Raw genomic sequence first — 25,958 nt, forward strand, 5'->3', positions numbered from 1 at the left:
GCTTACCATCATGGCAGCAATCCACCTCAAGCAAGTCCGCAAGACCTACGGCAATGGCCCCAAGGCGGTCGACGTGATCCATGGCATCGATGCCGAGATCGCCGACGGCGAATTCATCGTCATGGTCGGCCCGTCCGGCTGCGGCAAGTCGACGCTGCTGCGCATGGTCGCGGGCCTGGAAGACATCAGCAGCGGCCAGATCGTCATCGGCGAGCGCGTGGTCAATGACCTGGAACCCAAGGAGCGCGACATCGCCATGGTGTTCCAGAACTATGCGCTCTATCCGCACATGACGGTGTACCAGAACATGGCCTACGGCCTGAAGATCCAGGGCCTGTCCAAGAGCGAGATCGAGGAGCGCGTGCAGCGTGCTGCCGCCATCCTGGAACTGGGCGCGTTGCTGGAGCGCACGCCGCGCCAGCTCTCCGGCGGCCAGCGCCAGCGCGTGGCCATGGGCCGCGCCATCGTGAGGAAACCTGCAGTGTTCCTCTTCGACGAGCCGCTCTCCAACCTGGATGCCAAGCTGCGCGTGCAGATGCGCCTGGAAATCCAGAAGCTGCACGCCAGCCTGCGCACCACTAGCCTCTATGTCACCCACGACCAGGTCGAGGCGATGACCCTGGGCCAGCGCATGATCGTCATGAACCGTGGCGTGGCCGAGCAGATCGGCACGCCGGCCGAGGTGTATGCGCGCCCGGCCACCACTTTCGTGGCCAGCTTCATCGGTTCGCCGCCGATGAACCTGCTGCAGGGCAAGGTCAGTACGGATGGCACCGGCTTCGAGGTCAGCAAGGGTGATGAGACCGATACCATCCGCCTGCCGCAGCCGGCAAGCGCTGCCGCGGGCCAGGAACGCATCCTCGGTGTACGTCCGGAGCACCTGCTGCCCATCCTCGACGGCTCGGCCGCACAGCTTTCGCTGGAAGTGGAACTGGTGGAAGCGCTGGGTGCCGAGCTGCTGGTGCATGCGCGCTGCGGCGGCCAGGCACTGGTGCTGCGCTGTCCTGCCAATGTGCCGGTCAGTACCGGTCAGCATATCGGTGCGTCTTTCGGCGCGACGGACGTGCATTGGTTTGATGTGCAGAGTACGCGTCGCATCGATTGAACGACACTGCAGTTGTGATGCTGAAAATGAAAACGGGCCGCGAGGCCCGTTTTTCTTTGCGTTGCGCGATATCAGCATTACGCCGTAATGGCCGTCTCATCGGTCAGCATCTGCACCCCATTGAGATTGCACGCCAGCACCGCCTGATGCACGGCATCAATGGCGGCCTGCCGGGTGAAACTCTTGCGCCAGGCGATCACCACGCGGCGCGAGGGAGCCGGCGCCACGAAGGGGACGTAGCGCACCATGCCGTCGCGGGTGTTGGCATCGGGGATGGAGGCGCGCGGCAATACGGTCACGCCGATGCCGGACGACACCATGTGGCGGATCGTCTCCAGCGACGAGCCCTCGAAGGTGCGGGCGATGCCGTCGCCATTGGTGGAGAAGCGCGACATCTCGGGACAGACTTCCAGCACCTGGTCGCGGAAGCAGTGGCCATTACCCAGCAGCAGCATGGTTTCTGTCTTGAGTTCGCGGGCGTCGATTTCCTTGCGTTCGGCCCACTTGTGCTGACGCGGCAGGGCGACCATGAATTCCTCGTCGTACAGCGGCAGCACGTTCAGACCGTGCTCCGGGAAGGGCAGGGCCATGATGGCCGCATCGAGTTCGCCCTGGCGCAGCAGTTCGATCAGGCGGGTGGTGAAATTCTCCTGCAGGATCAGCGGCATCTGCGGCACGCGCTCGATCATGGTCTTGACCAGCGAGGGCAGCAGGTAGGGGCCGATGGTATAGATGATGCCCAGGCGCAGCGGGCCCGATAGCGGGTCCTTGTTCTGGTTGGCGATCTCCTTGATGGCCGCCGTCTGCTCCAGTACGCGTTCGGCCTGCGCCACGATCTGCGCTCCCAGCGGCGTGACCGAGACCTCGGTCCCGCCGCGCTCGAAGATCACGACCCCAAGTTCGTCTTCCAGCTTCTTGATGGCCACCGACAGCGTGGGCTGGGCGACGAAACAAGCTTCTGCTGCATGGCCGAAATGCTTTTCGCGCGCGACGGCCACGATGTATTTGAGTTCTGTAAGTGTCATGCTGTTATGCCGAATCGTTTTGGGGACTATAGCGTATTTTCGCATGGGCCACCTGCGCCGGCGCAAGGCGGGCCGTCCTCCCCTGGGGCAGGATGGAAGCGGCATTGGCGAGGCTGGGTGCCGGTGTTATCGTCCTGTCACGGCTTGGTCACAATGGACAGGTATGTTGTCACGCACTTTTCCGGCGAAGGGGAGTGCCGCGTTCGCCGCTTTATCTTGCACACGAGGAAACAATGGATAAGGAAGAACTGGTCAAGCGCGTCCACCGCGAACTGGCCGACAGCTACGACGAAGAAATGGAACTGGAACTGGAAGACCGTACCGTGGACCCGGTCACCGGTGAGTTCTCCAGCGCCCATGGCGAAGAGGAAAAGGAATACCGCCGCCTGTATTTCCGCGAACTGTTCCGCCTGCAGGGCGAGCTGGTCAAGCTGCAGGACTGGGTGGTGCAGACCGGCCACAAGGTGGTGATCGTATTCGAAGGCCGTGACGCGGCCGGCAAGGGTGGCGTGATCAAGCGCATCACCCAGCGCCTGAACCCCCGCGTGGCACGCGTGGCCGCGCTGCCGGCTCCCAACGACCGCGAACGCACGCAGTGGTATTTCCAGCGCTATGTCTCGCACCTGCCGGCCGCTGGCGAGATCGTGCTCTTCGACCGCAGCTGGTACAACCGCGCCGGCGTGGAACGGGTGATGGGCTTCTGTACCGACGAGCAGTACGAGGAATTCTTCCGCTCGGTGCCTGAGTTCGAACGCATGCTCACCCGTGCCGGCATCCAGGTCATCAAGTACTGGTTCTCCATCACCGATGAAGAGCAGCACCTGCGCTTCCTCTCGCGCATCCATGATCCGCTCAAGCAGTGGAAGCTCAGCCCCATGGACCTGGAATCGCGCCGCCGCTGGGAGGAATACACCAAGGCCAAGGAAGTGATGCTGGAGCGTACCCACATTCCGGAAGCACCGTGGTGGGTGGTGCAGGCGGTGGACAAGAAGAAGGCACGCCTGAACTGCATCCAGCACCTGCTGCAGCAGATGCCCTATGCCGAAGTGCCGCATGCGCCGATCCAGCTGCCCGAGCGCGAGCGCCACGAGGACTACGAGCGCCACCCGGTGCCGGATTCGATGATCGTGCCGGAATACTATTGATCCCTGCCCGGGACCCCGCATGAAAAATGGCCGGAGACGATGTCTCCGGCCATTGTCATTGGTGCTGCCGGCGCGTGGCCAGAGCGGGGCTTGCCCGGTTTAGTCGAAGTACTTGGAAATGACTTCGCCAAACGCCTGTTCAGCCGACATGCCGTTAAGCATCAGCTTGCTGATCTCATCGGAATGCTGGTTGATTTCGTCGGGCAGCATGTGGCGGTTGGCCTTGAAGTAGGCGTACTTTTCGCCATCCACCGCTTCCCGGGCGCGGGCCGCGGCGGTGGTCGGACGAGCACTGCCGGCCGCACTGCGGGCCGACGCCGCACGGGCTGCGCGCGGAGTGCTGCGGGTACCGCTGCCGCCGGTGGCGACGATGCGCTTGATCTGGTCCAGCGTGAAGATGGGAGTGACGTTGCCGGGACCGAATTCGGTTTCCTCGGCGCGGTGCAGGTGATGATTGCCATCGAAGGCCATCTTCTTGTCGAAGCTGTTGATCACTTCGTAGTGGGGCTTTTGCACCGAACCGAACATGCTGAAATGGACACGGTCGCCGTAGGAGGTCATCTGGGTGATCACGCCGTTGAGGAATTCGGCCTTGATCGCCTCGACGTTGCCATGCCAGCGTTTGGTTTTGCTTGAACTCAAAATAACTCTTCCAATGATGCAGGCGCGGCCTCCGGTCGATGTCGTGTGTCTGGCATCGATGTGGCCGAAGCCACCAAGGTCGCGCGAATTAAAAACGGGGGGATGAAAGCAATATTATCCTCCTCCACACGTCTTCTTGCATGACCGAAGCTGACTTTTTCTTCAGTCGAATGCCAGATCAACTGGATTTTGGGTAGTTTTCCAAAGAATTTATGCAGCTTTTCGCAGAAATTGCTTGAAAAGCATGTCTCCCACCGCCATCTATTTTCTTTCTGGCAAGAAATTCCGCCCCTGCTTTCTCTCCCAAAGGCCCCTCATGCGCCGTAGCATCAGCTCCGTCTTCATCATCCTCGGCCTGCTGGCCGCCCTGCATGCCTGGATAGGCTGGCAATTGCTGCCCGCCCTGAGCATCCACCCCGGCTGGATAGCGCTGGGCACGGCGGTGCTGACACTGTCCTTCCTGCTCATGCCCGTGGCCCTGGCGGCGCCCTACCTGAAGCGGCGCGGGCTTTCCGAAGCCTGGTCCGACCGTCTGGCCTGGGCCGGGATGCTGGCCATGGGGGCGTTTTCCTCGGCCCTGCTGCTGACCTTGCTGCGCGCCATCGCGCTGGCGCTGCTGCCCTGGCTGGCGGCCTCGCTGTCTCCCATCCAGCGGCAGGAGATGGTGGAACTGACCGCCTGGCTGGTGCTGGCCCTTACCGCCGCGGCCACGGTCATCGGCTATCTCAATGCACGCCGCACCGCTGCCGTGGTCGAGGTCGATGTGCCCATCGCCAACCTGCCGCCCGCGTTGGAGGGCTTCACCATCGTCCAGATCAGCGACATCCATGTCGGCCCCACCATCAAGGCGCCTTACCTGCAGGCCATCGTGGACAAGGTCAACGCCTTGCAGCCGGACGTGGTGGCCATCACCGGTGATCTGGTCGATGGCAGCGTGCGCCAGCTGGCACCGCACACCGCGCCGCTGGCGCAATTGCGTGCCCGTCACGGCGCCTACTTCGTCACCGGCAATCACGAGTACTACTCCAATGCCCATGAATGGATAGACGAGGTGCGTCGCCTGGGCGTGACCGTGCTGATGAACGAACACGTGGTACTGCGCCACGAGGATGCCGGGCTGGTCCTGGCCGGGGTCACCGACTACACCGCCCATCACTTCAATCCGGCTCACCGCAGCGATCCGCAGGCGGCCATCGCCGATGCGCCCGCCCATCATCCACGCATCCTGCTGGCGCACCAGCCGCGCAGCGCCACGGCGGCCGCAGCAGCAGGCTACGACCTGCAGTTGTCGGGTCATACCCATGGCGGCCAGTTCTTCCCCTGGAATTTCTTCGTCCCGCTGCAACAGCCCTATGTGGCCGGCCTCAAGCGCCTGCAGGGCCTGTGGATCTACGTCAGCCGGGGTACCGGCTACTGGGGCCCGCCCAAGCGCCTGCTGGCGCCTTCCGAGATCACCCGGGTACGCCTGACGGCGCGCTGAGCTCCGACCCGGCGTCTTCCTGCCGTGCCAGCCCCCGCATGGCGTGCGGTGGCTGACCGAACAGGCGCAGGCAGACCCGGCGCATGCGGTCCGCGTCGCCGAACCCGGTAGCGCGGGCGATGCTCTCCAGGGTGTCCTGCGATTGTTCGATACGTAGCCGCGCCGCCTCGGCCCGCATCTGCTCGATGGCGCGTGCCGGCGTCTGGCCGGTCTCGGCCGCGAAGCTGCGGTCGAACTGGCGGCGGCTCAGGCAAGCCACCTCGGCCAGCACATCCACCGTCAACTCGTGCTGCAGGTGTTCGCGGGCATAGGCCAGGGCGCGGCGGATGCGCTCGGAGCCACCATCGATTTCCTGTAGCGCCGAGAACTGCGACTGGCCGCCCGGCCGGCGGTAATACACCACCAGCTCACGTGCCACCGAGCGCGCCAGTTCGGCTCCGTGATCGTCCTCGATGAGCGCCAGTGCCAGGTCGATACCGGCGGAAATGCCGGCCGAGGTCCACACACTGCCATCGCGCGAATAGATGCGGTCGCTGTCCACCATCACCTGCGGATGCATCTGCTGCAGCTTGGCCGCCATGCGCCAGTGCGTGGTGGCCCGCTTGCCATCCAGCACGCCCGCCGCCGCCAGCACGAAGGCCCCGGTGCAGACCCCGGCGATGCGTCGCGAGCGCGCTGCCGCCCGCACGATGTAGCGCCGCAGTTCGGGCGACACCAGGCCTTCGCGAGGGGCGCCACCGCCCGCCACCACCAGCGTATCGAAGCTGGTGCGGCCGATGCGTTCGGTCTGGATCATGGCCCCGGCCGAACTGCGGATCAGTCCGCCCGCCTCGGAATGGAGCGTGAGCCGATACAGCGAGCGACCCGCCACCCGGTTGGCCGCATCGAAGGCCGACAGGGGGCCGGTGAAGTCGAGCATGCTGCAATCGGCGAAGATCAGGAAGGCGGTATCACGCGGGGACATGGTGCAAAAAACCTCAAATGGCCTGAAGTGCCGGAATTATGACATTCAAGCCATGGCCGTGCACGGCACACTGCAGCGCATCTCCACCCGTGCCAGCCATCATGAAAACCCTTCCTGCCGTTCCATCTTCGCCCCCGGTCACCGCGCTCCAGGTAGCCTCCCCGCATCGCTGGAAGGTATTGGCCGCGGGAGTGGCGGCCAATGCCAGCTTCGCCGCCGTGTTTTCCGGCATTCCCGTGACCTCGCTGGTGCTGCGCAGCGATTACCAGCTCAGCAATGCGCAACTGGGCTGGGTGCTGGGCCTGTTGAGCCTGGGCGTGGCGCTGGGCGAATTACCCTGGGGTCTGCTGACTGATCGCCTGGGCGACCGCAAGGTGCTGCTCGCGGGCCTGCTGGGCTGCAGCGTCGCGCTCGGCCTGTTGATCCTGAATGCCTTGCCCGGTCACGGCACTGCGGCCTATGGCTGGCTGTGCGGCGGCCTGATGCTGGCCGGCCTGCTGGGCGGCAGTGTCAATGGCGCCAGCGGCCGCGCCATCATGGGCTGGTTTGCTGACGGTGAGCGCGGTCTGGCCATGAGCATCCGCCAGACGGCCGTGCCACTGGGTGGCGGCGCTGGTGCACTGGTGCTGCCGTCGCTGGCGGCCCATGCCGGCTTTGGCGCGGTCTATGGCGCATTGATGGCGGCTTGCCTGGGCAGTGTCGCCCTGGTCCTGCTGTGGCTGCGCGAACCGCCGGTCATGCCGCATGTGATCGCATCGACCACACCAGCCGCGCCCGCACTGCGTCGTCTGCTGGTATGGCGGCTGGCCCTGGGCATCGGCCTGCTGTGCGCGCCGCAGGTGGCGCTGATCAGCTTTGGCGGAATCTTCCTGCACGAGGCCGGTCAGGCTGGCCTGCTGGCGATCAGCGTGCTGCTGACCCTGGTGCAGGTGGGGGCGGCGCTGGCCCGCATTGCCAGTGGCCGCTGGACCGATCGCCGTGGCCGCCGGCGCGCCTATCTGCGGACCTGTGCGCTGGCCAGCGCCGCGCTGTTCGCCCTGCTGGGCGGACTCGCTTCCCATGCCATGTCGACGTCCTTGTTCTGGCTCTCGCTGGTGCTGGTGGTGGCAGGCGTGGTGGTATCGGCCTGGCACGGCGTGGCCTATACCGAACTGGCCGTGGTGGCCGGTCCGGCCCAGGTCGGCACCGCCCTGGGGCTGGGCAACAGTTGCGTGTTCCTGGTCTTCTTCCTCTGCGCCCAGGCCGTGCCGCTGCTACTGCAGTGGCAGGGCTGGCCGGCAGTGTGGCTGGGTACGGCAGGGGTGGCGCTGCTGGTGTGGTTCCTGTTCCCGCCGCCACCTTCGTCGCCCGCGTGAGCCGCCTGAATCAGCGAAAAAGACTGGTCTTAGACGACCGGTCTAATTTTTCGTTAGAATGGTCGCCATGCGAGAAAACTACGGCGAAAACAAACGCAACATCCTCCTGGCCGGCCGCGCAATCATTGCGCAGAAAGGCTTCTCCGGCGTTGGTCTGTCGGAAATCCTGGCCGCTGCCGACATCCCCAAGGGTTCCTTCTATCACTACTTCGGTTCCAAGGAACAATACGGCCGCGAACTGATCGAGCACTATGTGGCCGGTTACCTCGACCGGCTGGAACAGGTCCTCGGTCAATCCAGCCATGACAGCAGCGCCCGGGAGCGTCTGCTGACCTACTGGGGCTACTGGCTGGAAAGCCAGTGCTGCCAGGAAGTGGAGCAACGTTGCCTGGTGGTCAAGCTTTCGGCCGAGGTGGCCGATCTTTCCGAAGATATGCGTCAGGTCCTGCACGCCGGCACGCAGCGCTTTATCGAACGCATTGCCACCTGCATCGAAGAAGGTATCGCCGAAGGGTCCTTGCACACCGTGCTGGAACCGCTGGCCACGGCCACCATGCTCTATCAGCAATGGCTGGGTGCCAGCCTGCTGACCAAGCTCAGCCGCGACCGCAGACCGATGGAAGCCGCCATGCTGGTGACCCGGCGCGTACTGGTGCCGCCGCAATAGCGCGATAGCGCAACATGAACGTCGTGCTCTCACCCTGATTGAACAGAACACTGAAAGGAATACCCATGACCCAGATTGCCAAGACCAACCGCCGCATCGTCCTCGCCTCGCGTCCGACCGGTGCCCCCGGCCCCGACAACTTTCGCCTGGAAGAAGTCGCCATCCCCGAACTGCTGGAAGGGCAGATCCTGTTGCGCGGCGAGTGGCTGTCGCTGGACCCCTACATGCGCGGCCGCATGAGCGACGCCCCTTCCTACGCCCCGCCGGTGGAAATCGACGGCGTCATGACCGGTGGCGTCGTGTCCAGCGTGGTGGCCTCCCGTCACCCCGATTTCAAGGAAGGTGAGCGCGTGATGGCCTATACCGGCTGGCAGGAGTACGCCATCTCCGACGGTAGCGGCGTCAACAAGCTGCCCGCCGATTTCGCCCATCCCTCGCATGCACTGGGTGTGCTGGGCATGCCGGGTTACACCGCCTATGCCGGCCTGATCGATATCGGCCAGCCGCGTGCAGGTGAAACGGTGGTGGTCGCGGCCGCCACCGGTGCCGTCGGCTCGCTGGTGGGGCAGATCGCCAAGCAGCGCGGTTGTCACGTGGTCGGTATCGCCGGCGGTGCGCAGAAATGTGAATCGGCGGTCAAGGAACTGGGTTTTGACGCCTGCATCGACCACCGCGCCGCCGACTTCGCGCAGCAGCTGCAGGCCGCCTGCCCGCGTGGCATCGATGTGTATTTCGAAAATGTCGGCGGCGCCGTGCTGGACGCCGTCTTCCCGCTGCTCAACATCCACGCCCGCGTGCCGGTGTGCGGCCTGATCGCCCACTACAACGGCGCTACCCTGGCCACCGAGAGCGCCGCCTTCCTGCGTCGTGTGCTGACCCAGCGCATCCGCGTGCAGGGTTTCATCATCTTCGACTACTACGTCAACCGTCCCGACCTGTATGCCGCCTTCCAGAAGGAAGTCGGCACCTGGCTCAAGGAAGGCAAGCTGCACTACCGCGAAGACGTGGTGCAAGGCCTGGAAAACGCGCCGGAGGCCTTCATGGGCCTGCTGCAGGGCAAGAACTTCGGCAAGCTGGTGGTCAAGCTGGATTGAGGCGCCGTTCCCTGGCGCATCTGCTCATCCCGGGGCTACGCCCCGGCAACCGGTGCGGCGGCGATCCCGCTGCCCCCACAAGGATCCATTCATGATTCCGTTTTCCGTTCTTGATCTATCCCCGATCAACCAGGGCAGCAACGCCGCCCAGGCCTTCAACAACAGCAAGGAACTGGCGCAGCGCGCCGAAGCGCTGGGCTACAAGCGCTACTGGCTGGCCGAGCACCACAACATGCCCGGTATCGCCAGTGCCGCTACTGCGCTGGTGATCTCGCATGTCGCCGCCCATACCCGCAGTATCCGCGTCGGCTCCGGCGGCATCATGCTGCCCAACCACTCGCCGCTGGTCATCGCCGAACAGTTCGGCACCCTGGAATCACTCTATCCCGGTCGCATCGACCTGGGCCTGGGTCGCGCTCCCGGTTCCGACCAGCGCACCGCGCGCGCCCTGCGCCGCCACATGGGCGGGGATACCGCCGACAACTTCCCGCAGGACGTGCAGGAACTGCAGGAATATTTCGACGACCCGTCTGACTACCAGTCCCTGCGCGCCGTCCCCGGTGCCGGTCTCAAGGTACCGATCTGGTTGCTCGGTTCCAGCATGTTCAGCGCCCAGCTGGCGGCCGAACTGGGTTTGCCGTTTGCCTTCGCCTCGCACTTCGCCCCCGGCTTCATGAAGTCGGCGATCCAGATCTATCGCGAGCGCTTCAAGCCCTCAGCCACCCTCAAGAAACCCTATGTGATGCTGGCCCTGAACGTCTTCGCCGCCGATACCCAGCGCGAAGCCGAGCGCCTGTTCACCTCGCTGCAGCAGCAATTCCTGAACCTGATCCGTGGTACGCCCGGCCAGTTGCGACCGCCGGTGGATGACATCGACGCGCTCTGGCAGCCGGGCGAGCAAGCGCACGTCGAGCGCTCGCTGGCCTGTGCGGTGGTGGGTGACCGCGACACCGTGCAGGAAGGCCTGCAGGCCTTCATCGACGAACATGCGCCCGATGAGCTGATCATTACCGCGCAGATCTTCGATCATGCGGCGCGCCTGCATTCCTTCGAGATTGCTGCCGAGGCACGTGCCGCCCTGCAGGAAAATGTGACGATCTAGTCCAGTGCTAACGCTACGGAAAAAAGGCGGCAGGGACCACGTCCCAGCCGCCTTTTTTCTCGCCTTCAATCGAAGGCTTATTCCATCCCCAGCATCCGTGCCAGGCTGTTGCCGCTCTTCTCGCTGACCAGGTGGATATGTTCTTCCAGCGACAGCAGATGGGCTTCCATGGCCGCCACCGCGCCCTCGGCATCGCCCCGTTCGATCAGGTCCACGATATGGGTGTGTTCGTCATGCTCGCAGGCCGCATAGCCGGCCGGCTCATGCAGCGCCACGATCAGCGAGCAGCGTGACACCAGCTCGCTCAGGTAGCGTTGCAACGTGGCATTGCGCGACAGTTCGGCCACCCGCATGTGGAAGGACGACGCCAGCCGCGCCCAGTGCGTCTGCGCATAGCTGTGCATGACCTCGTGTTCTTCCTTCAGCTGCCGGCGCAGCTTGGCCAGGTCGGCGCGGGTGGCGTTCTGCACCGCCAGGCGCATGATGGCGCCTTCCAGTGCACGTCGCGCCTGGAAGATTTCGCGTGTCTCTTCCGGCGTCGGCATGGCCACCACCGCCCCGCGATTGGGTCGCAACTCCACGATGTGTTCATGTGCCAGTTTCTGCAAGGCCTTCTGCACCACCGTGCGTCCCACGCCGAACAGCTCGCACAGGGCCGCCTCCGGCAGCTTGGTCCCCGGCGTCAGGCGCTGGCTCATCACGCTGTCGAAAACGGTCTGGTAGATGCGGGCGATGATGTCCTCGCCCACTTCGCCGTCCAGTACCAGTGCCGGGGCATCGGTGAGCGCGTCGTGCCGCACGCGGGGACGGCCGGCGCGGCTCTGTCGGGCCGGTGCCGGGCTCACCTCCGGAGGCTTGCGGGTACGGGAAGAGGGCTTGGCAGTCTTGCGGGGAGAGGTGTCGCTCATCGTCTTGTCGAGTGGTGGTTCGCGCCCGGAACTCAGCCGGCGCCGCCTTGCAGCGTGCGCCAGATGCGGGTCGCCAGCCCGATCAGGGCCAGGTCGCTGCCCGCCGGGCCCAGCAATGATACGCCGATCGGCAGCCCGGCGGGGCTGGTAAAGGGCAGGCTCACCTGCGGCAGACCCGCCAGTCCGGCCACACAGGTCAGGCGGAAGGTGCGTGCGCGCACCTGATCGATCTCTGCCGCGCTGGCACCGCGCAGCGGCGCCACGCTGGATGCGGAGGGAATCACCGCCACCCCGTCGGCCCCCAGCAAGGTGCGCACCCGATGACGTACCAGGTCCTGTTTCTCCCGCGCGGCGCGGGCGGTCTCGGCGCTGGTCTCACGCGCCATGTCCCAGCGTGCCTGCACGGCCGGGCCGAACAGCGGCCGGGTCTGGCTGATCCAGTCACCATGGCATTGCCAGGCGTCGTAGGCCGAGGCACTGACGTAGGCCTGGCGCCACCTTTCCAGCTCTCCCTCCGCGCCCGACAGGCGCATGTGTTCGCCCGGCATGGTGCTGCGCAGGCCCTCATAGACCCGGTGCAGGACCGGGTGGAATTCGGGATCGGCCAGTTCCAGCATGTCGAACGGCAGCAGCACCTTGCGCAGCGGTGTATCGGCGGTTCCCGGCAGCAGTGTCCGGCCGACGCTCTCGAAGACCTCGGGGTCGTGCGCCAGCCAGGTGGCAGTGTCGAAGCTGGGGCACAGCGGCGCCATGCTGGCCGTGGACAGCAGGCCGAAGCTGGTGCGCAAGCCCCACACGCCGCAATAGCTGGCCGGCACCCGGGTCGAGCCGCCGGTATCGGTGCCCAGTGCGAAGTCGCACAAGCGTGCTGCCACGGCTGCCGCCGAACCGCTGGAAGAGCCACCCGGCACCCGCTCCGGCGCGGCACTGTTGATCGGCGTGCCGTAGTGGTGGTTGTCACCGTGGATGCTGTACGCCAGCTCATCGGTCAGGGTCTTGCCGACCAGCGTGGCACCGGCCTGCAGCAATTGATCGACCAGTGCATTGCTGCGCCGGGGGATGGGGTGTGTGCGCAGCCAGTCGGGATTGCCGGCGCCGGTGGGCTGGCCGGCCACGTCGAACAGGTCCTTGGCCGCGAAGCGCAGCCCAGCCAGCGGACCGCTGGCGGTGCCGGCGAGGGTGAAACGTCCATGCGCAACGAAGGCGCCGACGTGGTCATCGATGTCGAAGGCGGTGGTGGCGTTGGCGTTGGTGTTGGTGTTGGTGTTGGTGATGGCAGGGGCAATGCCTGAAGCAGTATTCAACTCATTCTCCAGAAACGGATGCCGGCCTCAGAAAGGCTGGCGCAATTGTTCCAGCGATGCGACGTGGTCGCAGATGGCACCGGGGGTAGTGAACCAGATCTCTCCCCGGTCGCGGGCGGCCGCCAGGTGTTGCAGGGCGCTGCGCAGATGGCGCAGACGATAGGGCTGGCCCACCAGATAGGGGTGCAGGGCGATCCCCATTACCAGCGGCTGTTGCACCGACTGTTCCAGCATCTCGTCGAAGTTGTCCACGATCATGCGGGCGAAATCGCGCCCGTCCATCTGGCGTGCCACGATCATGGGAATGTCGTTCAACTCCTGCGGATAGGGAATCGACCACAGCGTCTCCCCGCTGCGCGTGAGCATGTGTACCGGCTGGTCGTCATGCGCCCAGTTCAGGGTGTAGCGATATCCCGTTTCCTGCAACAGGTCCGGCGTGACCAGGCTCTCCGAAATCCAGGGCGAAAGCCAGCCGGTGGGGGCCACCCCGCTCTCGGCACCGATGCGCTCGCGGCAGTGACGCAGCAGCGCCGCTTCTGCCGCTTCGTCCAGCCTGCCTTGCTGATGGGCGTTGGTGTGGCCGTGACCGATCAACTCATCCCCTCGCGCCACAAAGGCCGCCACCAGCTCGGGGCAGTGATCGTAAAGTGCGGTATTGATCAACACCCCGGCTGGCAAGCCCAGTTGCTCGAAGAGTTCGAGACAACGCCAGGCGCCGACCCGGTTGCCGTATTCCCGCCAGGCGTAGTTGAGCACATCCGGTTCGGGGCACACCGGTCCCAGCTTGGCCCCCAAGCCCTCGCCGAAGGCAAAGTGCTCGATGTTGAAGCCCAGGTAGACCGCCAGTCGGGCGCCATTGGGCCAGCGATAGTGCGGCCGGCGATGGATGGCCGAATAGCCGAAGCGGCCATGCGAGGGCAGGGCGCCATAGGTATCGCGGCCGGCGTCTTGTCCCAGCGCAGCGTCGGCGCCTGGTGGCAGGATGGTGGTCTGCATGCGTCCTCCCTCAGAGTTCGGCCAGACCGGCGCGCACCAGCATGCGTTCGGCGCTGTCGTTCCACACGTCCATCTGTACGATCAGCCCGTGGCGCACCACGTAGCGGTCGACGTAACGGTTGCCTTCGAAGGCCTCGCCATCGGGCCACACGCCGTACAGCGTGCCGCGGTTATAGACGATGGCCTGTTCCAGCGTGGCACCGGTCACCACTTCGGTCGCTTCGAAACGCTTCTTGACCCAGCCGTAGCGTCCGGCATTGAAGGCCGCACATTGTGCAGGATCGATCATCTCGCGCCCGCCGGTAAACCGGATTTTCAGCTCCGGCGAAACGAAACGGCGCGCCGCCACCGGATCGGGAATCATCAGCACACGCAGGTATTCATCTACCAGCGCGGCAGGATCGTAGGTCAGGGGGCTGCTTGATGATGGTGCGGCGTGCATCATTTTCTCCAGGGTCTGCACAATATCTGTGCGTTATTGACTGCAATTAAAATAGGTTATCGGTGGCAATAATCTCTAATAAATGCTGCGACTATTAGATAAATATTGTCGGCAATAATTAGGCGATACGGTGCTGCTTGGCATAGCCCTTGCATAAGTCATGCCGGGCAGAGCACTCACTCAATTACTGGAACCTACTGGAGGGATTCACATGATCCGTTTCACGCGCCGTACCCTGATCGCCGCTGCAGCAGCCACCGTCGCCACCGCACTGTCGCCGCTGGCGCTGGCCGCCGACACCATCAAGATCGGTCTGGTCACCGCCCTGTCGGGCCAGTCCGCACAGGCCGGCGAAGCCTTGACCCGCGGCATGAGCATTGCCATCGACGAGATCAACGCCAAGGGCGGCCTGCTCGGTGGCCGCAAGCTGGAACTGGTGCGCCGCGATGACGAAGGCAACCCCGCCAAGGGTGTGGTGGCGGCGCGCGAACTGATCTTCAAGGAAAAGGTGGCGGTACTCTTCGGCGGTCTCGATACGCCGGTGTCGATGGCCATCGTTCCCATCATCAATCAGGAAAAAGTCCCCTTCGTCGGTCCCTGGGCGGCGGGCACCGGTGTGACCAAGAACGGCGCCAATCCCAACTACGCATTCCGCGTCTCGGCCGTGGATGAACTGGTGGACAAGGCCATGCTCAACTATGCGCAAAAGACCTTCAAGAGCAGCAAGGCCGGCCTGATCCTGGTCAACAATCCCTGGGGCGAGTCCAACGAGAAGGGCATCGTCGCCGCACTGGCCGAGAAGGGCATGAAGCCCGCCGGCATCGAGAAGTTCGAAGCCAGCGACGTCGACGTGGTGCCGCAACTGAGCCGCCTCAAGGCCGCCGGTGCCGATACCCTGTATCTGGTGGGCAACGTCGGTCCCTCGGCGCAGGTGGTCAAGTCGCTTGATCGCATGGGCTGGAAGGTGCCGGTGGTGTCGCACTGGGGACCGGCCGGCGGCCGCTTCACCGAACTGGCCGGACCAAACGCCAAAAACGTCCACTTCATCCAGACCTTCAGCTTCTTCGGCAAGCTCTCCCCGGTGGGCGAGAAGGTGGTTGCCGAGCTCAAGGCCAAGTATCCCGCCATCAAGGGGCCGGACGACATCACTCCCGCCGTCGGCGTGGCCAATGCCTATGACGGCATGCAGCTGGCCGCGCTGGCCATCGCCAAGGCAGGTTCCACCAATGGCGATGCAGTGCGCGAGGGCTTCTACAAGATCGATCGCTACGAAGGCCTGATCAAGACCTACGTCAAGCCGTTCAGCCCCGGTGTGCATGACGCCCTGCAGGCCGACGACTATGTCTGGGCGCAGTTCATCGACAACCGCATCCTGCCGGTCGGCCTGAGCCAGTAACGCAAACTTGGAAAGAAACGCGCCACCTTTCGTCCGTGCAGGGCCACGGGTGGCGCCAGGAGAACACGATGTTGCTGTTGTCGGCACTGATCAGCGGATTCGGACTGGGGAGCATGTACGGTCTGATGGCGCTTGGTTTCTACATGACGTATGCCGTTTCCGGCACCGTCAATTTTGCACAGGGCAGCTCCATGATGCTGGGCGCCGTGCTGTGCTTCACCTTCGCCCAGACCCTGGGCTGGCCGATGTGGCTGGCCATCCTGCTGGCCCTGGCAGCCTGTGCGCTCTACGGATTGCTGGTGGAGATACTGGCGGTGCGCCCCTTCGCGCGCCAGGGCTCCAATGCCTGGCTGATGTCCACCGTGGCGCTGGGTATCGTGCTCGATAACCTGGTCATGCATACCTTCGGCAAGGAACCGCGCAGCCTGCCTTCGCCGCTGGCGCTGTCGTCCATCGAACTGGGCGGCATGGGCCTGGGTGTGTACCCCCTGCACCTGCTGATCCCGGCCATTGGCCTGGCGCTGGCCGCCTTGCTGCATACCGTCTCGCGTCGCACCCGCTGGGGGACGGCCCTGCTGGCGGTGGTGCAGAACCGCGATGCGGCGCGCCTGATGGGTATTCCCATCACCCGTGCGATTGCGGTCGCCTTCGCGCTTTCGACCCTGCTGGCCGGCGTGGCCGGGGTGCTGATTGCGCCGCTGTTCAACGTCAATGCCGACATGGGTACGCTGTTCGGCCTGAAGGCCTTCGCGGTGGCCATCCTCGGTGGCATCACCAGCGCCTGGGGTGTGATGATCGCCGGCCTGCTGTTCGGCATGGCCGAGGCACTCATCACGGCCACCCTCGGTTCCGGTTACACCCAGATCATCACCTTCGCTTTGGTGATCGTGGTGCTGGCCATTCGTCCCAACGGCCTGTTCGGCCGCGCACAGGTGAAAAAGGTATGAATCGTCTGCCCCCTTCCATTGCCCGCAGTCCGCAGGCTACGGGCTCCACCTTGGCAGCATCGGCCGCATCGGCCGCGCCTTCCTCCTCATCCAACATCAAGCTCGGATTGGGTACGCCCGCCGCACTGATGTTTTCTGCGCTGAGCCTGATCGCCGCCATCACGCTGGCGCTCTCGATCAACAGCTACTACGTCTTCGTGCTGGCCGGCATTGCGCTGGTGGCCATCGTCGGCATCGGTCTGAACGTCCTGATCGGCCTGACCGGACAGGTCTCCTTCGGCCATGTCGGCTTCTATGCAGTGGGCGCCTATACGGTAGCCATCCTCACCACCAAGGCCGGGCTGTCGTTCTGGCTGGCCTGGCCACTGGCAGCGGTGGTTGCGGGTGCGCTGGGCATGCTGTTGGCGCTGCCGGCACTGCGCGTGAAGGGGCCTTACCTGGCCATGATCACGATTGCCTTCAGCTTCATCATCCAGCACGCCATCATCGAACTGCGCGACCTCACCGGTGGCCAGAACGGCATCATGGGTCTGGCCGCACCATCCTTCATGGGTTTGCAGGCCGAGCGCGCGATTGCCGTGCTGGGTCTGGTAACGGCGGCGGTGGTACTGGCCGCCTACTGCTGGCTCTCGCGCGGCAGCTGGGGCGCAGCCATGCGCGCCGTGCGCGACAGCGAGACGGCGGCCGAATCCATCGGTCTCAATCCGCTGGTGATCAAGACCGTCGCCTTCGCGGTGTCGGCTGCACTGGCCGGCCTGGCGGGTGGCCTCTTCGCGCCGCTGTCGACCTTCGTCACGCCGGACACCTTCAGCTTCATGCAGTCCATCCTCTTCGTACTGGTGGTGGTGCTGGGTGGCTCCGGTTCCATCCTTGGCCCGGTGATCGGTGCCGTGATCGTGGGTGCGCTGCCGGAACTGCTGTCCAGCCTGGAAGACTATCGTCTCCTGTTCTTCGGTGCCTTGCTGCTGCTGGTACTGTGGGTCGCCCCGGATGGCGTGACGGGACTGCTGGGCAAGCTCGCTGCGCGCCTGCGCAAGCCAGCCGTCTTCGCACCTTCCGTCATCGCTCCGCAGGACGATGACATGGCCCAGCCGGCGCTGCCGTCGAGGACGCGCCGCACCTTGTCCGCGGACGGACTTACCATGGTCTTCGGCGGCGTGCGTGCCGTCAGCGATCTCGGCTTCGAGGTGCCCGGTGCCGCCGTCACCAGCCTGATCGGCCCCAACGGCGCCGGCAAGACCACGGCGCTGAACATGCTCTCCGGCTTCTATCGCCCCAGCGCCGGTCGCTTTGTGCTGGGCGATACTGAACTGGCCGGCCTGCCGGCCTTCCGCATCGCCCGTCATGGCGTGGCCCGTACCTACCAGACTTCGCAACTGTTCGGCAGCCTGTCGGTGGCCGACAACGTGGCGCTGGCCTGTGGTCGCGGTCGCCTGGGCGGCCTGCTGTCCTCGCGTGGCTTCCTGGCCGGCGCGGTGCGCGAACGTAGCCGCCGCCTGCTGGACTTCTGCGGCTATCGCGGCGCACTCGACATTCCCAGCGCCGATCTGGCCCACGTGGACCGTCGACTGGTGGAAATCGCCCGGGCGCTGGCCGCCGATCCCGACGTGCTGTTGCTCGATGAACCGGCTGCCGGCCTGTCGCGCGAAGACAAGACACTGCTGGCGCAACTGCTGACCCGCATCGCCGAGGCCGGCATCAGCGTGGTGGTGGTCGAGCACGATATGGAACTGGTGATGCAGATTTCGCGCCGCATCGTGGTCCTGGACGCCGGCCAGCGCCTGGCCATCGGCAGCCCGCAGGAAGTACAGAACGACCCCGCCGTGCGCAAGGCCTACCTGGGCGAGGGCGGCCAGCAGCCGGTGGCGGCGGCCCGCGCTGCAGTGGCCGGTGCCAGCGAATTGCTGGGCGTGGGCGAGCTGGTCACAGGCTATGGCGCCGAACCGGTCCTGCATGGCATCAACCTGCAGGTCAGGCAGGGCGAGATGATTGCGCTGCTGGGCGCCAATGGTGCCGGCAAGTCCACCCTGATGCGCGCATTGGCCGGTTTGCATCGTCCGGTAGAAGGCGGCATCCACGCCGGTGGCGTGAACCTGATGCACCTGCGCGCCGAGCAGATCGTGCGCCATGGCGTGGTACTGGTGCCGGAGGGACGGCAGGTGTTCCCTGAACTCTCAGTGCTGGACAATATCCGCCTCGGTGCCTTCCTCTATCCGCAGGATGTGGACGCGCGGGTAGAGGAGATGCTGGGGCGTTTCCCGCGCCTGCGTGAGCGCCTGCATCATCGCGCCGGCCTGCTCTCTGGCGGCGAGCAGCAGATGCTGGCCATCGCCCGTGGCCTGATGTCGCGTCCGCGTGTGCTGCTGCTGGATGAACCATCGCTGGGACTGGCGCCGAAGGTGATCGCCGAACTGTTCGCGGCACTGGACCAGTTGCGCCGCGAAAACATGACCATCGTGCTGGTGGACCAGATGGCGGCCCTGGCGCTGTCGCTGGCCGACCGCGCCTATGTGATCGAAGGCGGGCGCGTGGTGGCACAGGGCACGGCCGCCGAGATCGCCGCCAACGATGCGCTGGCCAAGGCCTATCTGGGCGCACACTGAGGACACAGAGGAATCAGCATGGAATCGACACAACCGTTCGAGATCAACCTGCCGGAGGTGGTGGCCGAAGTGCGTCATGCCTTCCAGCGTTATGAAGTGGCCCTGACCACCAACCAGGTCGAAGTGCTGGATGAACTCTTCCTCGATGGACCGCATACCGTACGCTACGGCGCCACCGAGAACCTGGTCGGGACCGAGGCCATCCGCGCCTTTCGCCAGGGGCGCTCGCCGAAGAACCTGATGCGCACCCTGCGCCAGACCGTCATCACCACCTACGGTCAGGACTATGCCGTCGCCAATACCGAGTTCACCCGCGAGGGGGAAACGCGCACCGGCCGCCAGAGCCATACCTGGCTGCGCCTGCCGCAGGGCTGGCGCATCGTCGCCGCGCATGTTTCCTGGATGGATGCACCGAAAACGACACCGGCCTGAACGCCGCACCGTCCCCGGTTATCATCGCCGCATTGCCTTCCCATCCAATATAAAAACCTCAGGAGTCAGCCATGTTGTATAGCAAGACCTGTCTGGGCGGTATGGTCACCGCCCCTCATCACCTGGCCGCCCAAGCCGGCGCGCAGATCCTGCGCGAAGGCGGCAATGCGGTCGAAGCCATGGTGGCTGCGGCGGCCGCCATCGCGGTGGTCTATCCGCACATGAACGGCATCGGCGGCGACGGCTTCTGGCTGATCAGCGAGCCCGGTCGCGAGCCGGTGGCCATCCGCGCCTGCGGACCGTCGGCGGGTCTGGCGACCAAGGCGTTCTATGCCGGGCATGGCTACAGCGCGGTACCCACCCGTGGCGCGCATGCGGCGCTGACGGTGGCCGGCGCCGTGGGCGGCTGGTCGGCCGCGCTCGATTACGCGCAACGCTTCGGCCGCGCTCTGCCGCTGCCGGTGCTCTTGGCCGACGCCATCCGTCACGCACAGGCCGGGGTCCCCATCACCCGTTCGCAACATGAACTCACCCGCGACAAGTGGGCCGAACTCAAGGACCAGCCTGGCTTCGCCGCCACCTATGCCGCGGCCGGCATTCCGGCCCAGGGCACGGTGCTGAAACAGCCAGCCCTGGCCGCCAGCCTGTCGCGCCTGGCCGAAGCCGGGCTGGACGACTTCTATCGCGGCGACCTCGCCGCCACCCTGGCTGCGGGCCTGGAAGCGGCCGGCAGCCCGGTGCGTCGTGCCGATCTGGAAGCCTTCCGCGCCCAGATCGTGCAGCCGTTGATGGTGCAATTGCGCTCAGGCCGCGTCTACAACCTGCCGCCGCCGACGCAGGGCGTTTCCGCGCTGATGATCATCGGCCTGTTCGACCGGCTGGGGATCACCGAGGCCGACGGCTTCGCCCATATCCACGGCCTGGTGGAAGCGACCAAGCGTGCTTTCATCCTGCGTAACCGGCATGTCACGGACCCGGCCCACATGAGCGTGGATGCGGCCCACTGGCTGCTGGCCGAGGCACTGGACCAGGAAGCCCGCCAGATCCACCTGCAGCAGGCCGCGCCATGGCCGCATCCGGCCAAGCCCGGCGACACCATCTGGATGGGCGCGGCCGATGCGCAGGGCCGCGTGGTCAGCTACATCCAGAGCATCTTCTGGGAATTCGGCAGCGGCGTGGTGCCGGCCGATACCGGCATCGTCTGGCAGAACCGTGGCGCCAGCTTCACCCTGGACGATGGCGCCAACCAGCTGCAACCCGGCAAGCTGCCGTTCCATACCCTCAATCCCTCGCTGGCGCGTCTGGAGGATGGCCGTACCCTGGCCTACGGCACCATGGGTGGGGAAGGGCAGCCGCAGACCCAGGCCGCCGTATTCACCCGTCATGTGCTCTTCGGCCAGAACCTGCAGGCCGCCGTCAGCGCACCGCGCTGGCTGCTGGGGCGGACCTGGGGCGATGTCTCCACCAACCTGAAGGTCGAAGGCCGGGTACCAGCCGCCACCATCGACGCCCTGCGCCAGGCAGGTCACGAAGTACAGGTGGTGGAGGAATACACCGACATGATGGGACACGCCGGCGCAGTCTGCGTGCATCCGGATGGCGTCATCGAAGGCGCCACCGATCCCCGCGCCGATGGCGTGTGTGCCGGCCTGTAAATCTCCATTCCCCACCCCGCGACGGATGGCCGCGATCCTCACAGATCGTCGCCATCCGTTGTCTTTTTGCATTTCCCGTCTGTCGGGAAATGCTGTCTATTGCGCGCTTTTGCCTGCAGTCATGTCGCTTCGAGGGAGAAGCGCTGTGGAGTATTGGTGAGTATTTTCCTGCGTAAAAATTTTCTCGAAGTTTTTCGGGAAATGCGATGAAAAACCATAGTTGTTCTGGCAAGATGCCGAAATACCCAAGCGGTTCACAGGGGAGCCGTCATGCATCCAGTCGTATCGCAGCATTTTGTCTGAATTGAACAAGAAAAACGCCCCATCTCCGCCGAATCTGTCGTCGCTGATTACGCTGGGGGTGGTTATAACCGTGCTCATCACGACCGTGTCAGTGCTGATTCTGGTGGATCAGTTCACGCGCGGCTACGCGCGTTCGGAATCCGAAACACGCATGAAGCAGCTGGCCTGGCAGATGCAGGACGCGCTTGAGCGCGGCATGAGTGAACGCGAAATCGATCTGCGCCTGCTGTTGCAACGCCCGTCCATCCGCGCCGCGACCGACGTGGCGCGCGTGCGCCGGGTGCTCAACGAACTGCAGTCCAATGTGCCGCACTATGCCTGGATCGGCCTGGCGCAACCCGATGGCGCCGTGCTGGCGGCTACCAATGGCTTGCTTGAAGGTGTCAGCGTGGCCGAGCGCCCCTGGTTTCAGGAAGGCCGGAAAAGCGAATACGCGGGCGACTACCATCCCGCACTCCTCCTGAGCAAGAAGCTGCAGCCGCAGTCCGATCCCTGGCGTTTCGTCGACCTCTCCGCACCCGTGCAGGATGCAAATGGCCATCTGGTGGGGGTGCTGGGCATGCACCTGTCCTGGAGCTGGGCCCGCGATATCGCCGCCAAGCTGCTCGACCCCACCGGCAACCGCTATGACGTCGACGTGATCATCGTGCGCGATGACGACACCGTCATCCTCGGTCCGCGCAATCTCGAAGAAACCAAGATCGATACCGCCAGCCTGCGTGCCGCGCGCGCCTCGCGTACCGGCGGCTCGCTGCTGGAGACCTGGCCCGACGGTCTGCGTTATGTCACCGGTTACGCCCGTACCGGTCAGCAGGGCGGCATGAAACTGAACTGGAGCGTGCTGGTGCGCCAGCCCGAGTCGGTGGCGCTGGCCGCCTTCCGCGATCTGGAACGACGCGTGATCGTGGTAGGCACGCTCTCCGGGGCCGTGCTGGTGATCCTGGCCTATGTGCTCACGCGACGCCTGGTGGCGCCCATCAACGCACTCTCGGCAGCGCTGGAGCAACGCGCCGCCGGTCGCTCCGACGTCTCCATCCCGCGGGTGGACAGCTATCGCGAAATCCATCTGCTGTCCTCCACCCTGGTCAACATGGTGGCGCGCGAAGAAAGCTATCTGCGCGAAGTGCGCTCCCTCAATGAAAGCCTGGAGCATCGCGTCGCCGAGCGCACCAGCCGCCTGCACGAGACCGCCACCGCCCTGCAGCAGGCGCTGGACCAGCAACAGGCCAACCAGATCCAGCTGGAAGAAAGTGCCGCCGAACTGCGCGCCATCCTGGAAAACGCCCAGGACGCCTTCATTGCCGCCGACGAACACGGTCGGGTGGTCGAATGGAACCGTCAGGCCGAACTGCTGCTGGGCTGGCCACGTGACCAGGCCATGGGGCGCGACATGGCCGAACTGATCATCCCGCCCGACATGCGCGCCGCCCACAATCGCGGCATGGAGAAGTTCTTCGAAGATGGCACCAGCGTGGTCATCAACAACCGCATCGAACTGCAGGCCCTGCATCACGATGGACATGAATTGCCCATCGAGATCACGGTCGGGCATGTCAAGCGCCAGAGCGGCCACCTGTTCATCGCCTTCCTGCACGACATCACCGAACGGCTGGCCTTCCGCGACCAGATGCGCGAGCTGGCCCTCACCGACGTACTGACCAGCCTGCCCAATCGCCGCGCCTTCAGCGACCGCCTGCCCGAGGGCATGATGCGCGCGCGCCGCGCCCACCAACTGCTGGCGTTGTTCTTCATGGACCTGGATGGCTTCAAGGGCATCAACGACCGCTATGGTCACGAAGCCGGCGATGAACTTCTGGTCGAGTTTGCGCGGCGTCTGCAACAATCGGTGCGCGACGTCGATACCGTGGCGCGCCTGGCCGGTGACGAGTTCGTGGTGATCCTGGAAAACCTGCAATCCCAGGAAGACGCCCTGATGGTGGCCGAGAAGGTCCTCCATACCATCCGCGAACCCTTCCAGCTGACCCACTCCACGGTCAACATCTCCAGCAGTATCGGGGTGGCGGTCTATCATCCCGACCTGGACGGCGAAGTCGGCCCCGAAGAACTCCTGGCCATGGCCGACAAGGCCATGTACGCCGCCAAGCGCCTAGGCAAGAACCGCGTCGAACTGGGCAAGGTGTCCGACGTCTGATCGGCCGGCGCTGCCGGCCGCTATTGTTTTCTCCTGCAAGTCACCTCTTCTCGCCCGGCCCTACCTCGCTCCGCCCGCACGTCATCACCTTGCCGGCCCACGTTTACGTCTTGTTTACACCCCCGCCCCAAACATTTACCCGGATTTAATGCCGCTTTCCCTATCGTTCCACTGTCGCTGATTCCGGTTCCCGGAGCGGCGGGACACAACGTCAACAATGGAGTGGGAAATGTGGCAAACGGATTTTCTCTACGTGGGTATGCTGCTGCTCTGCGGCATCTCGATGTGGGCATTCATCGCCCTGTGCAGCCGTCTGGAACGGCAGGAAGGCGAGAAGAAATGAACCTCATGTATCTGCTGGGGCTGGTCGTTTCCATTGCCCTGTTGCTGTACCTGGTCTATGCGCTGATCAAGCCGGAGGACTTCTGACATGGACAGCAACAACTACCTCCAGCTCGGCCTCTACCTGGCCGTGCTGCTGATTCTCTCCCTGCCGCTGGGCTGGTACATGGCCCGCGTGATGGAGGGCAAGTCACGCGTGAACCGCCTCTTCGGCGGCGTCGAACGTGTCTTCTATCGCCTCTGTGGCATCAGCCGCGAGCAAGACATGGACTGGAAACAGTACGCCATCGCCGTGGTGCTGTTCAACTTCCTCGGGCTGATCGTGGTGTACCTGCTGCAGCGCCTCCAGCAATGGTTGCCGCTCAATCCGCAGGCCTTGCCCACCATCAGTCCCGACTCGTCCTTCAACACCGCGTTGAGCTTCGTTACCAATACCAACTGGCAGGGCTATGCGGGTGAAGCCACCATGAGCTACCTGACCCAGATGGCGGCGCTGGCGGTGCAGAACTTCCTCTCGGCGGCCACCGGTATCGCGATCGCCTTCGCGCTCATTCGCGGCTTTGCCCGCCACAGCAGCAAGGGCATCGGCAACTTCTGGGTGGACTTGACCCGCAGCGCGCTCTATGTGCTGCTGCCGCTGTCGGTGGTGCTGGCGCTGGTGCTGGTGCAGCAAGGCAGCATCCAGAACTTCCGCGCCTACCAGGAAGTGAAGACGCTGGAAGTGACCCACTACACCGTGCCAAAACTGGATGCTGCCGGCCAGCCTTTGAAGGATGCGAAGGGCGAACCGCTGGTCGATGCCCAGAGCACCGACCGGCAGACCTTGCCGATGGGGCCGGTGGCCTCGCAGGAAGCCATCAAGATGATCGGCACCAACGGCGGTGGCTTCTTCAATGCCAACTCGGCCCACCCCTACGAGAACCCGACTCCGCTCTCCAACTTCCTGCAGATGCTGGCCATCCTCATCATTCCGGCCGCGCTCTGTACCAGCTTCGGCGTGCTGGTTGGTGACCGGCGCCAGGGCTGGGCCATCCTGGCCTCGATGACCTTGCTGTTCGTGGTGCTCACGCTGGTACTGATGTACAGCGAATCGCAGACCAATCCCATGCTGGCATCGCTGCACGCTTCCGGCCCCGGCATGATGGAAGGCAAGGAGACCCGCTTCGGCATCCCGGCCTCGGCCCTGTTCGCTTCCATCACCACGGCGGCTTCCTGCGGTGCGGTCAATGCCATGCACGACTCGCTCTCGCCACTGGGCGGACTGGTGCCGATGCTGCAGATGCAACTGGGTGAGGTGGTGTTCGGCGGCGTCGGCTCGGGCCTGTACGGCATGCTCATCTTCGCGGTGCTGGCGGTGTTCATCGCCGGCCTGATGATCGGCCGTACGCCCGAATACCTGGGCAAGAAGATCGGCGTGTTCGACATGAAGATGATGTCGATCGCCATCCTCATGACCCCGGCCCTGGTGCTGATCTTCACCGCCCTGTCGGTGATGGTGGAGGGCGGCCTGGCCGGCATCGCCAACCCCGGTGCGCATGGTTTCTCGGAAATCCTGTACGCCTTCAGCTCGGCGGCCAACAACAACGGCAGCGCCTTTGCCGGGCTCTCGGCCAATACGCCGTACTACAACATCACGACCGGCCTCTGCACCTGGCTGGGCCGCTTCGGCATCATCGTGCCGGTGCTGGCCATGGCCGGTTCGCTGGCCGGCAAGAAGCGCCTGGCGGCCACCTCCGGTACCTTGCCCACGCACGGTCCGCTGTTCGTGGCCCTGCTGATCGGCGCGGTGATCCTGGTGGGTGCGCTGACCTATGTGCCGGCACTGGCGCTGGGTCCGGTGGTGGAACACCTGCAGATGATGGCGATGTAATTGAATCGATGGCTTGCGCGGCAGGGGCG

Annotated in this window: 22 protein-coding genes; 15 read left to right on the forward strand and 7 right to left on the reverse strand. The window is 64.8% G+C overall.

Going from position 1 to position 25,958, the window contains the following annotated elements:
- Positions 1-10: 10 nt before the first annotated feature.
- Positions 11-1,105 (forward strand): sn-glycerol-3-phosphate import ATP-binding protein UgpC, encoded by a 1,095-nt coding sequence (locus ACEOAC_RS05245; protein ID WP_413444888.1) that lies wholly within the window; start codon positions 11-13, stop codon positions 1,103-1,105.
- Positions 1,106-1,182: 77 nt separating this feature from the next.
- On the opposite strand, the gene ACEOAC_RS05250 is transcribed toward ACEOAC_RS05245, so the two are convergent.
- A complete protein-coding gene (locus ACEOAC_RS05250) occupies positions 1,183-2,130 on the reverse strand; it encodes a LysR substrate-binding domain-containing protein (protein ID WP_413444887.1) in 948 nt (315 codons plus the stop codon).
- Positions 2,131-2,363: 233 nt separating this feature from the next.
- On the opposite strand from ACEOAC_RS05250, the gene ppk2 reads away from it, so the two are divergent.
- Positions 2,364-3,275 (forward strand): polyphosphate kinase 2, encoded by a 912-nt coding sequence (gene ppk2, locus ACEOAC_RS05255; protein WP_006462027.1) that lies wholly within the window; start codon positions 2,364-2,366, stop codon positions 3,273-3,275.
- A 99-nt stretch (positions 3,276-3,374) separates the two neighbouring features.
- Here ppk2 and ACEOAC_RS05260 read toward each other — a convergent pair whose 3' ends face one another.
- Complete coding sequence (locus ACEOAC_RS05260) at positions 3,375-3,917, reverse strand: hypothetical protein (RefSeq protein WP_006462028.1); 543 nt, start codon at positions 3,915-3,917, stop codon at positions 3,375-3,377.
- Between the two features lie 316 nt (positions 3,918-4,233).
- Between ACEOAC_RS05260 and ACEOAC_RS05265 the strand changes: the two genes are divergently transcribed.
- On the forward strand, positions 4,234-5,397 hold the full coding sequence (locus ACEOAC_RS05265) for a metallophosphoesterase (RefSeq protein WP_413445803.1): 1,164 nt from the start codon (positions 4,234-4,236) through the stop codon (positions 5,395-5,397).
- Here the strand turns inward: ACEOAC_RS05265 and ACEOAC_RS05270 are convergent.
- Complete coding sequence (locus ACEOAC_RS05270) at positions 5,369-6,361, reverse strand: GlxA family transcriptional regulator (protein WP_413628719.1); 993 nt, start codon at positions 6,359-6,361, stop codon at positions 5,369-5,371. The two genes, ACEOAC_RS05265 and ACEOAC_RS05270, sit on opposite strands and share 29 nt — an antisense overlap.
- Positions 6,362-6,462: 101 nt before the next feature.
- On the opposite strand from ACEOAC_RS05270, the gene ACEOAC_RS05275 reads away from it, so the two are divergent.
- The 4 genes from ACEOAC_RS05275 to ACEOAC_RS05290 all read left to right on the forward strand — a co-directional run bounded on the left by ACEOAC_RS05275 (position 6,463) and on the right by ACEOAC_RS05290 (position 10,579).
- Positions 6,463-7,716 (forward strand): MFS transporter, encoded by a 1,254-nt coding sequence (locus ACEOAC_RS05275; protein ID WP_413445369.1) that lies wholly within the window; start codon positions 6,463-6,465, stop codon positions 7,714-7,716.
- A gap of 67 nt (positions 7,717-7,783) precedes the next feature.
- Complete coding sequence (locus tag ACEOAC_RS05280) at positions 7,784-8,383, forward strand: TetR/AcrR family transcriptional regulator (protein WP_241812225.1); 600 nt, start codon at positions 7,784-7,786, stop codon at positions 8,381-8,383.
- A gap of 65 nt (positions 8,384-8,448) precedes the next feature.
- Positions 8,449-9,477 (forward strand): NADP-dependent oxidoreductase, encoded by a 1,029-nt coding sequence (locus ACEOAC_RS05285; protein WP_413445370.1) that lies wholly within the window; start codon positions 8,449-8,451, stop codon positions 9,475-9,477.
- A 91-nt stretch (positions 9,478-9,568) separates the two neighbouring features.
- On the forward strand, positions 9,569-10,579 hold the full coding sequence (locus ACEOAC_RS05290) for an LLM class flavin-dependent oxidoreductase (protein ID WP_077235440.1): 1,011 nt from the start codon (positions 9,569-9,571) through the stop codon (positions 10,577-10,579).
- A 77-nt stretch (positions 10,580-10,656) separates the two neighbouring features.
- On the opposite strand, the gene ACEOAC_RS05295 is transcribed toward ACEOAC_RS05290, so the two are convergent.
- From ACEOAC_RS05295 to ACEOAC_RS05310, 4 genes are read right to left on the reverse strand one after another with little or no spacing between them, the layout of a single operon-like run.
- Entirely contained in the window at positions 10,657-11,487 is an 831-nt protein-coding gene (locus tag ACEOAC_RS05295) for a GntR family transcriptional regulator (RefSeq protein ID WP_077235441.1), read from the reverse strand.
- A 32-nt stretch (positions 11,488-11,519) separates the two neighbouring features.
- Positions 11,520-12,791, reverse strand: coding sequence for an amidase (locus tag ACEOAC_RS05300; RefSeq protein WP_413628720.1), 1,272 nt, complete (start codon positions 12,789-12,791; stop codon positions 11,520-11,522).
- A gap of 27 nt (positions 12,792-12,818) precedes the next feature.
- Complete coding sequence (locus ACEOAC_RS05305; protein ID WP_006462037.1) at positions 12,819-13,787, reverse strand: polysaccharide deacetylase family protein; 969 nt, start codon at positions 13,785-13,787, stop codon at positions 12,819-12,821.
- 10 nt (positions 13,788-13,797) lie between these two features.
- Positions 13,798-14,229, reverse strand: a complete 432-nt coding sequence (locus ACEOAC_RS05310; RefSeq protein WP_006462038.1) for a hypothetical protein — start codon at positions 14,227-14,229, stop codon at positions 13,798-13,800.
- Between the two features lie 211 nt (positions 14,230-14,440).
- On the opposite strand from ACEOAC_RS05310, the gene ACEOAC_RS05315 reads away from it, so the two are divergent.
- The 8 genes from ACEOAC_RS05315 (at position 14,441) to kdpA (ending at position 25,929) form a co-directional block, all read left to right on the forward strand.
- A complete protein-coding gene (locus ACEOAC_RS05315; protein ID WP_077235444.1) occupies positions 14,441-15,625 on the forward strand; it encodes an ABC transporter substrate-binding protein in 1,185 nt (394 codons plus the stop codon).
- Between the two features lie 68 nt (positions 15,626-15,693).
- Entirely contained in the window at positions 15,694-16,572 is an 879-nt protein-coding gene (locus ACEOAC_RS05320) for a branched-chain amino acid ABC transporter permease (RefSeq protein WP_077235445.1), read from the forward strand.
- Complete coding sequence (locus ACEOAC_RS05325; protein ID WP_413628721.1) at positions 16,569-19,175, forward strand: ATP-binding cassette domain-containing protein; 2,607 nt, start codon at positions 16,569-16,571, stop codon at positions 19,173-19,175. Before ACEOAC_RS05320 ends, ACEOAC_RS05325 begins: the two co-directional genes overlap by 4 nt.
- Positions 19,176-19,193: 18 nt before the next feature.
- Complete coding sequence (gene hpxZ, locus ACEOAC_RS05330) at positions 19,194-19,607, forward strand: oxalurate catabolism protein HpxZ (protein ID WP_413445878.1); 414 nt, start codon at positions 19,194-19,196, stop codon at positions 19,605-19,607.
- 71 nt (positions 19,608-19,678) lie between these two features.
- Positions 19,679-21,262, forward strand: a complete 1,584-nt coding sequence (locus tag ACEOAC_RS05335; RefSeq protein WP_241812219.1) for a gamma-glutamyltransferase family protein — start codon at positions 19,679-19,681, stop codon at positions 21,260-21,262.
- 454 nt (positions 21,263-21,716) lie between these two features.
- A complete protein-coding gene (locus ACEOAC_RS05340; protein WP_241812246.1) occupies positions 21,717-23,717 on the forward strand; it encodes a diguanylate cyclase domain-containing protein in 2,001 nt (666 codons plus the stop codon).
- Positions 23,718-24,056: 339 nt separating this feature from the next.
- Positions 24,057-24,146: a K(+)-transporting ATPase subunit F gene (gene kdpF, locus ACEOAC_RS05345; RefSeq protein ID WP_017452361.1), complete on the forward strand. Its 90-nt coding sequence runs from the start codon at positions 24,057-24,059 to the stop codon at positions 24,144-24,146.
- 1 nt (position 24,147) lies between these two features.
- Positions 24,148-25,929, forward strand: coding sequence for a potassium-transporting ATPase subunit KdpA (gene kdpA / locus ACEOAC_RS05350; RefSeq protein ID WP_241812217.1), 1,782 nt, complete (start codon positions 24,148-24,150; stop codon positions 25,927-25,929).
- Positions 25,930-25,958 lie beyond the last annotated feature (29 nt).

The organism is Herbaspirillum frisingense, from assembly GCF_047325095.1.
In the GTDB taxonomy this organism is placed as follows: Bacteria; Pseudomonadota; Gammaproteobacteria; order Burkholderiales; family Burkholderiaceae_D; genus Herbaspirillum; species Herbaspirillum frisingense.

Coding starts and splice junctions, on each gene's coding strand:
- ACEOAC_RS05295 (WP_077235441.1), bottom strand. CDS start 11,487: ATGAGCGACACCTCTCCCCGCAAGACTGCCAAGCCCTCTTCCCGTACC.
- ACEOAC_RS05265 (WP_413445803.1), top strand. CDS start 4,234: ATGCGCCGTAGCATCAGCTCCGTCTTCATCATCCTCGGCCTGCTGGCC.
- ACEOAC_RS05280 (WP_241812225.1), top strand. CDS start 7,784: ATGCGAGAAAACTACGGCGAAAACAAACGCAACATCCTCCTGGCCGGC.
- ACEOAC_RS05285 (WP_413445370.1), top strand. CDS start 8,449: ATGACCCAGATTGCCAAGACCAACCGCCGCATCGTCCTCGCCTCGCGT.
- ACEOAC_RS05290 (WP_077235440.1), top strand. CDS start 9,569: ATGATTCCGTTTTCCGTTCTTGATCTATCCCCGATCAACCAGGGCAGC.
- hpxZ (WP_413445878.1), top strand. CDS start 19,194: ATGGAATCGACACAACCGTTCGAGATCAACCTGCCGGAGGTGGTGGCC.
- ACEOAC_RS05315 (WP_077235444.1), top strand. CDS start 14,441: ATGATCCGTTTCACGCGCCGTACCCTGATCGCCGCTGCAGCAGCCACC.
- ACEOAC_RS05310 (WP_006462038.1), bottom strand. CDS start 14,229: ATGCACGCCGCACCATCATCAAGCAGCCCCCTGACCTACGATCCTGCC.
- ACEOAC_RS05335 (WP_241812219.1), top strand. CDS start 19,679: ATGTTGTATAGCAAGACCTGTCTGGGCGGTATGGTCACCGCCCCTCAT.
- ACEOAC_RS05270 (WP_413628719.1), bottom strand. CDS start 6,361: ATGTCCCCGCGTGATACCGCCTTCCTGATCTTCGCCGATTGCAGCATG.
- kdpA (WP_241812217.1), top strand. CDS start 24,148: ATGGACAGCAACAACTACCTCCAGCTCGGCCTCTACCTGGCCGTGCTG.
- ACEOAC_RS05305 (WP_006462037.1), bottom strand. CDS start 13,787: ATGCAGACCACCATCCTGCCACCAGGCGCCGACGCTGCGCTGGGACAA.
- ACEOAC_RS05320 (WP_077235445.1), top strand. CDS start 15,694: ATGTTGCTGTTGTCGGCACTGATCAGCGGATTCGGACTGGGGAGCATG.
- ACEOAC_RS05250 (WP_413444887.1), bottom strand. CDS start 2,130: ATGACACTTACAGAACTCAAATACATCGTGGCCGTCGCGCGCGAAAAG.
- ACEOAC_RS05245 (WP_413444888.1), top strand. CDS start 11: ATGGCAGCAATCCACCTCAAGCAAGTCCGCAAGACCTACGGCAATGGC.
- ACEOAC_RS05325 (WP_413628721.1), top strand. CDS start 16,569: ATGAATCGTCTGCCCCCTTCCATTGCCCGCAGTCCGCAGGCTACGGGC.
- kdpF (WP_017452361.1), top strand. CDS start 24,057: ATGAACCTCATGTATCTGCTGGGGCTGGTCGTTTCCATTGCCCTGTTG.
- ACEOAC_RS05340 (WP_241812246.1), top strand. CDS start 21,717: ATGAAGCAGCTGGCCTGGCAGATGCAGGACGCGCTTGAGCGCGGCATG.
- ACEOAC_RS05275 (WP_413445369.1), top strand. CDS start 6,463: ATGAAAACCCTTCCTGCCGTTCCATCTTCGCCCCCGGTCACCGCGCTC.
- ppk2 (WP_006462027.1), top strand. CDS start 2,364: ATGGATAAGGAAGAACTGGTCAAGCGCGTCCACCGCGAACTGGCCGAC.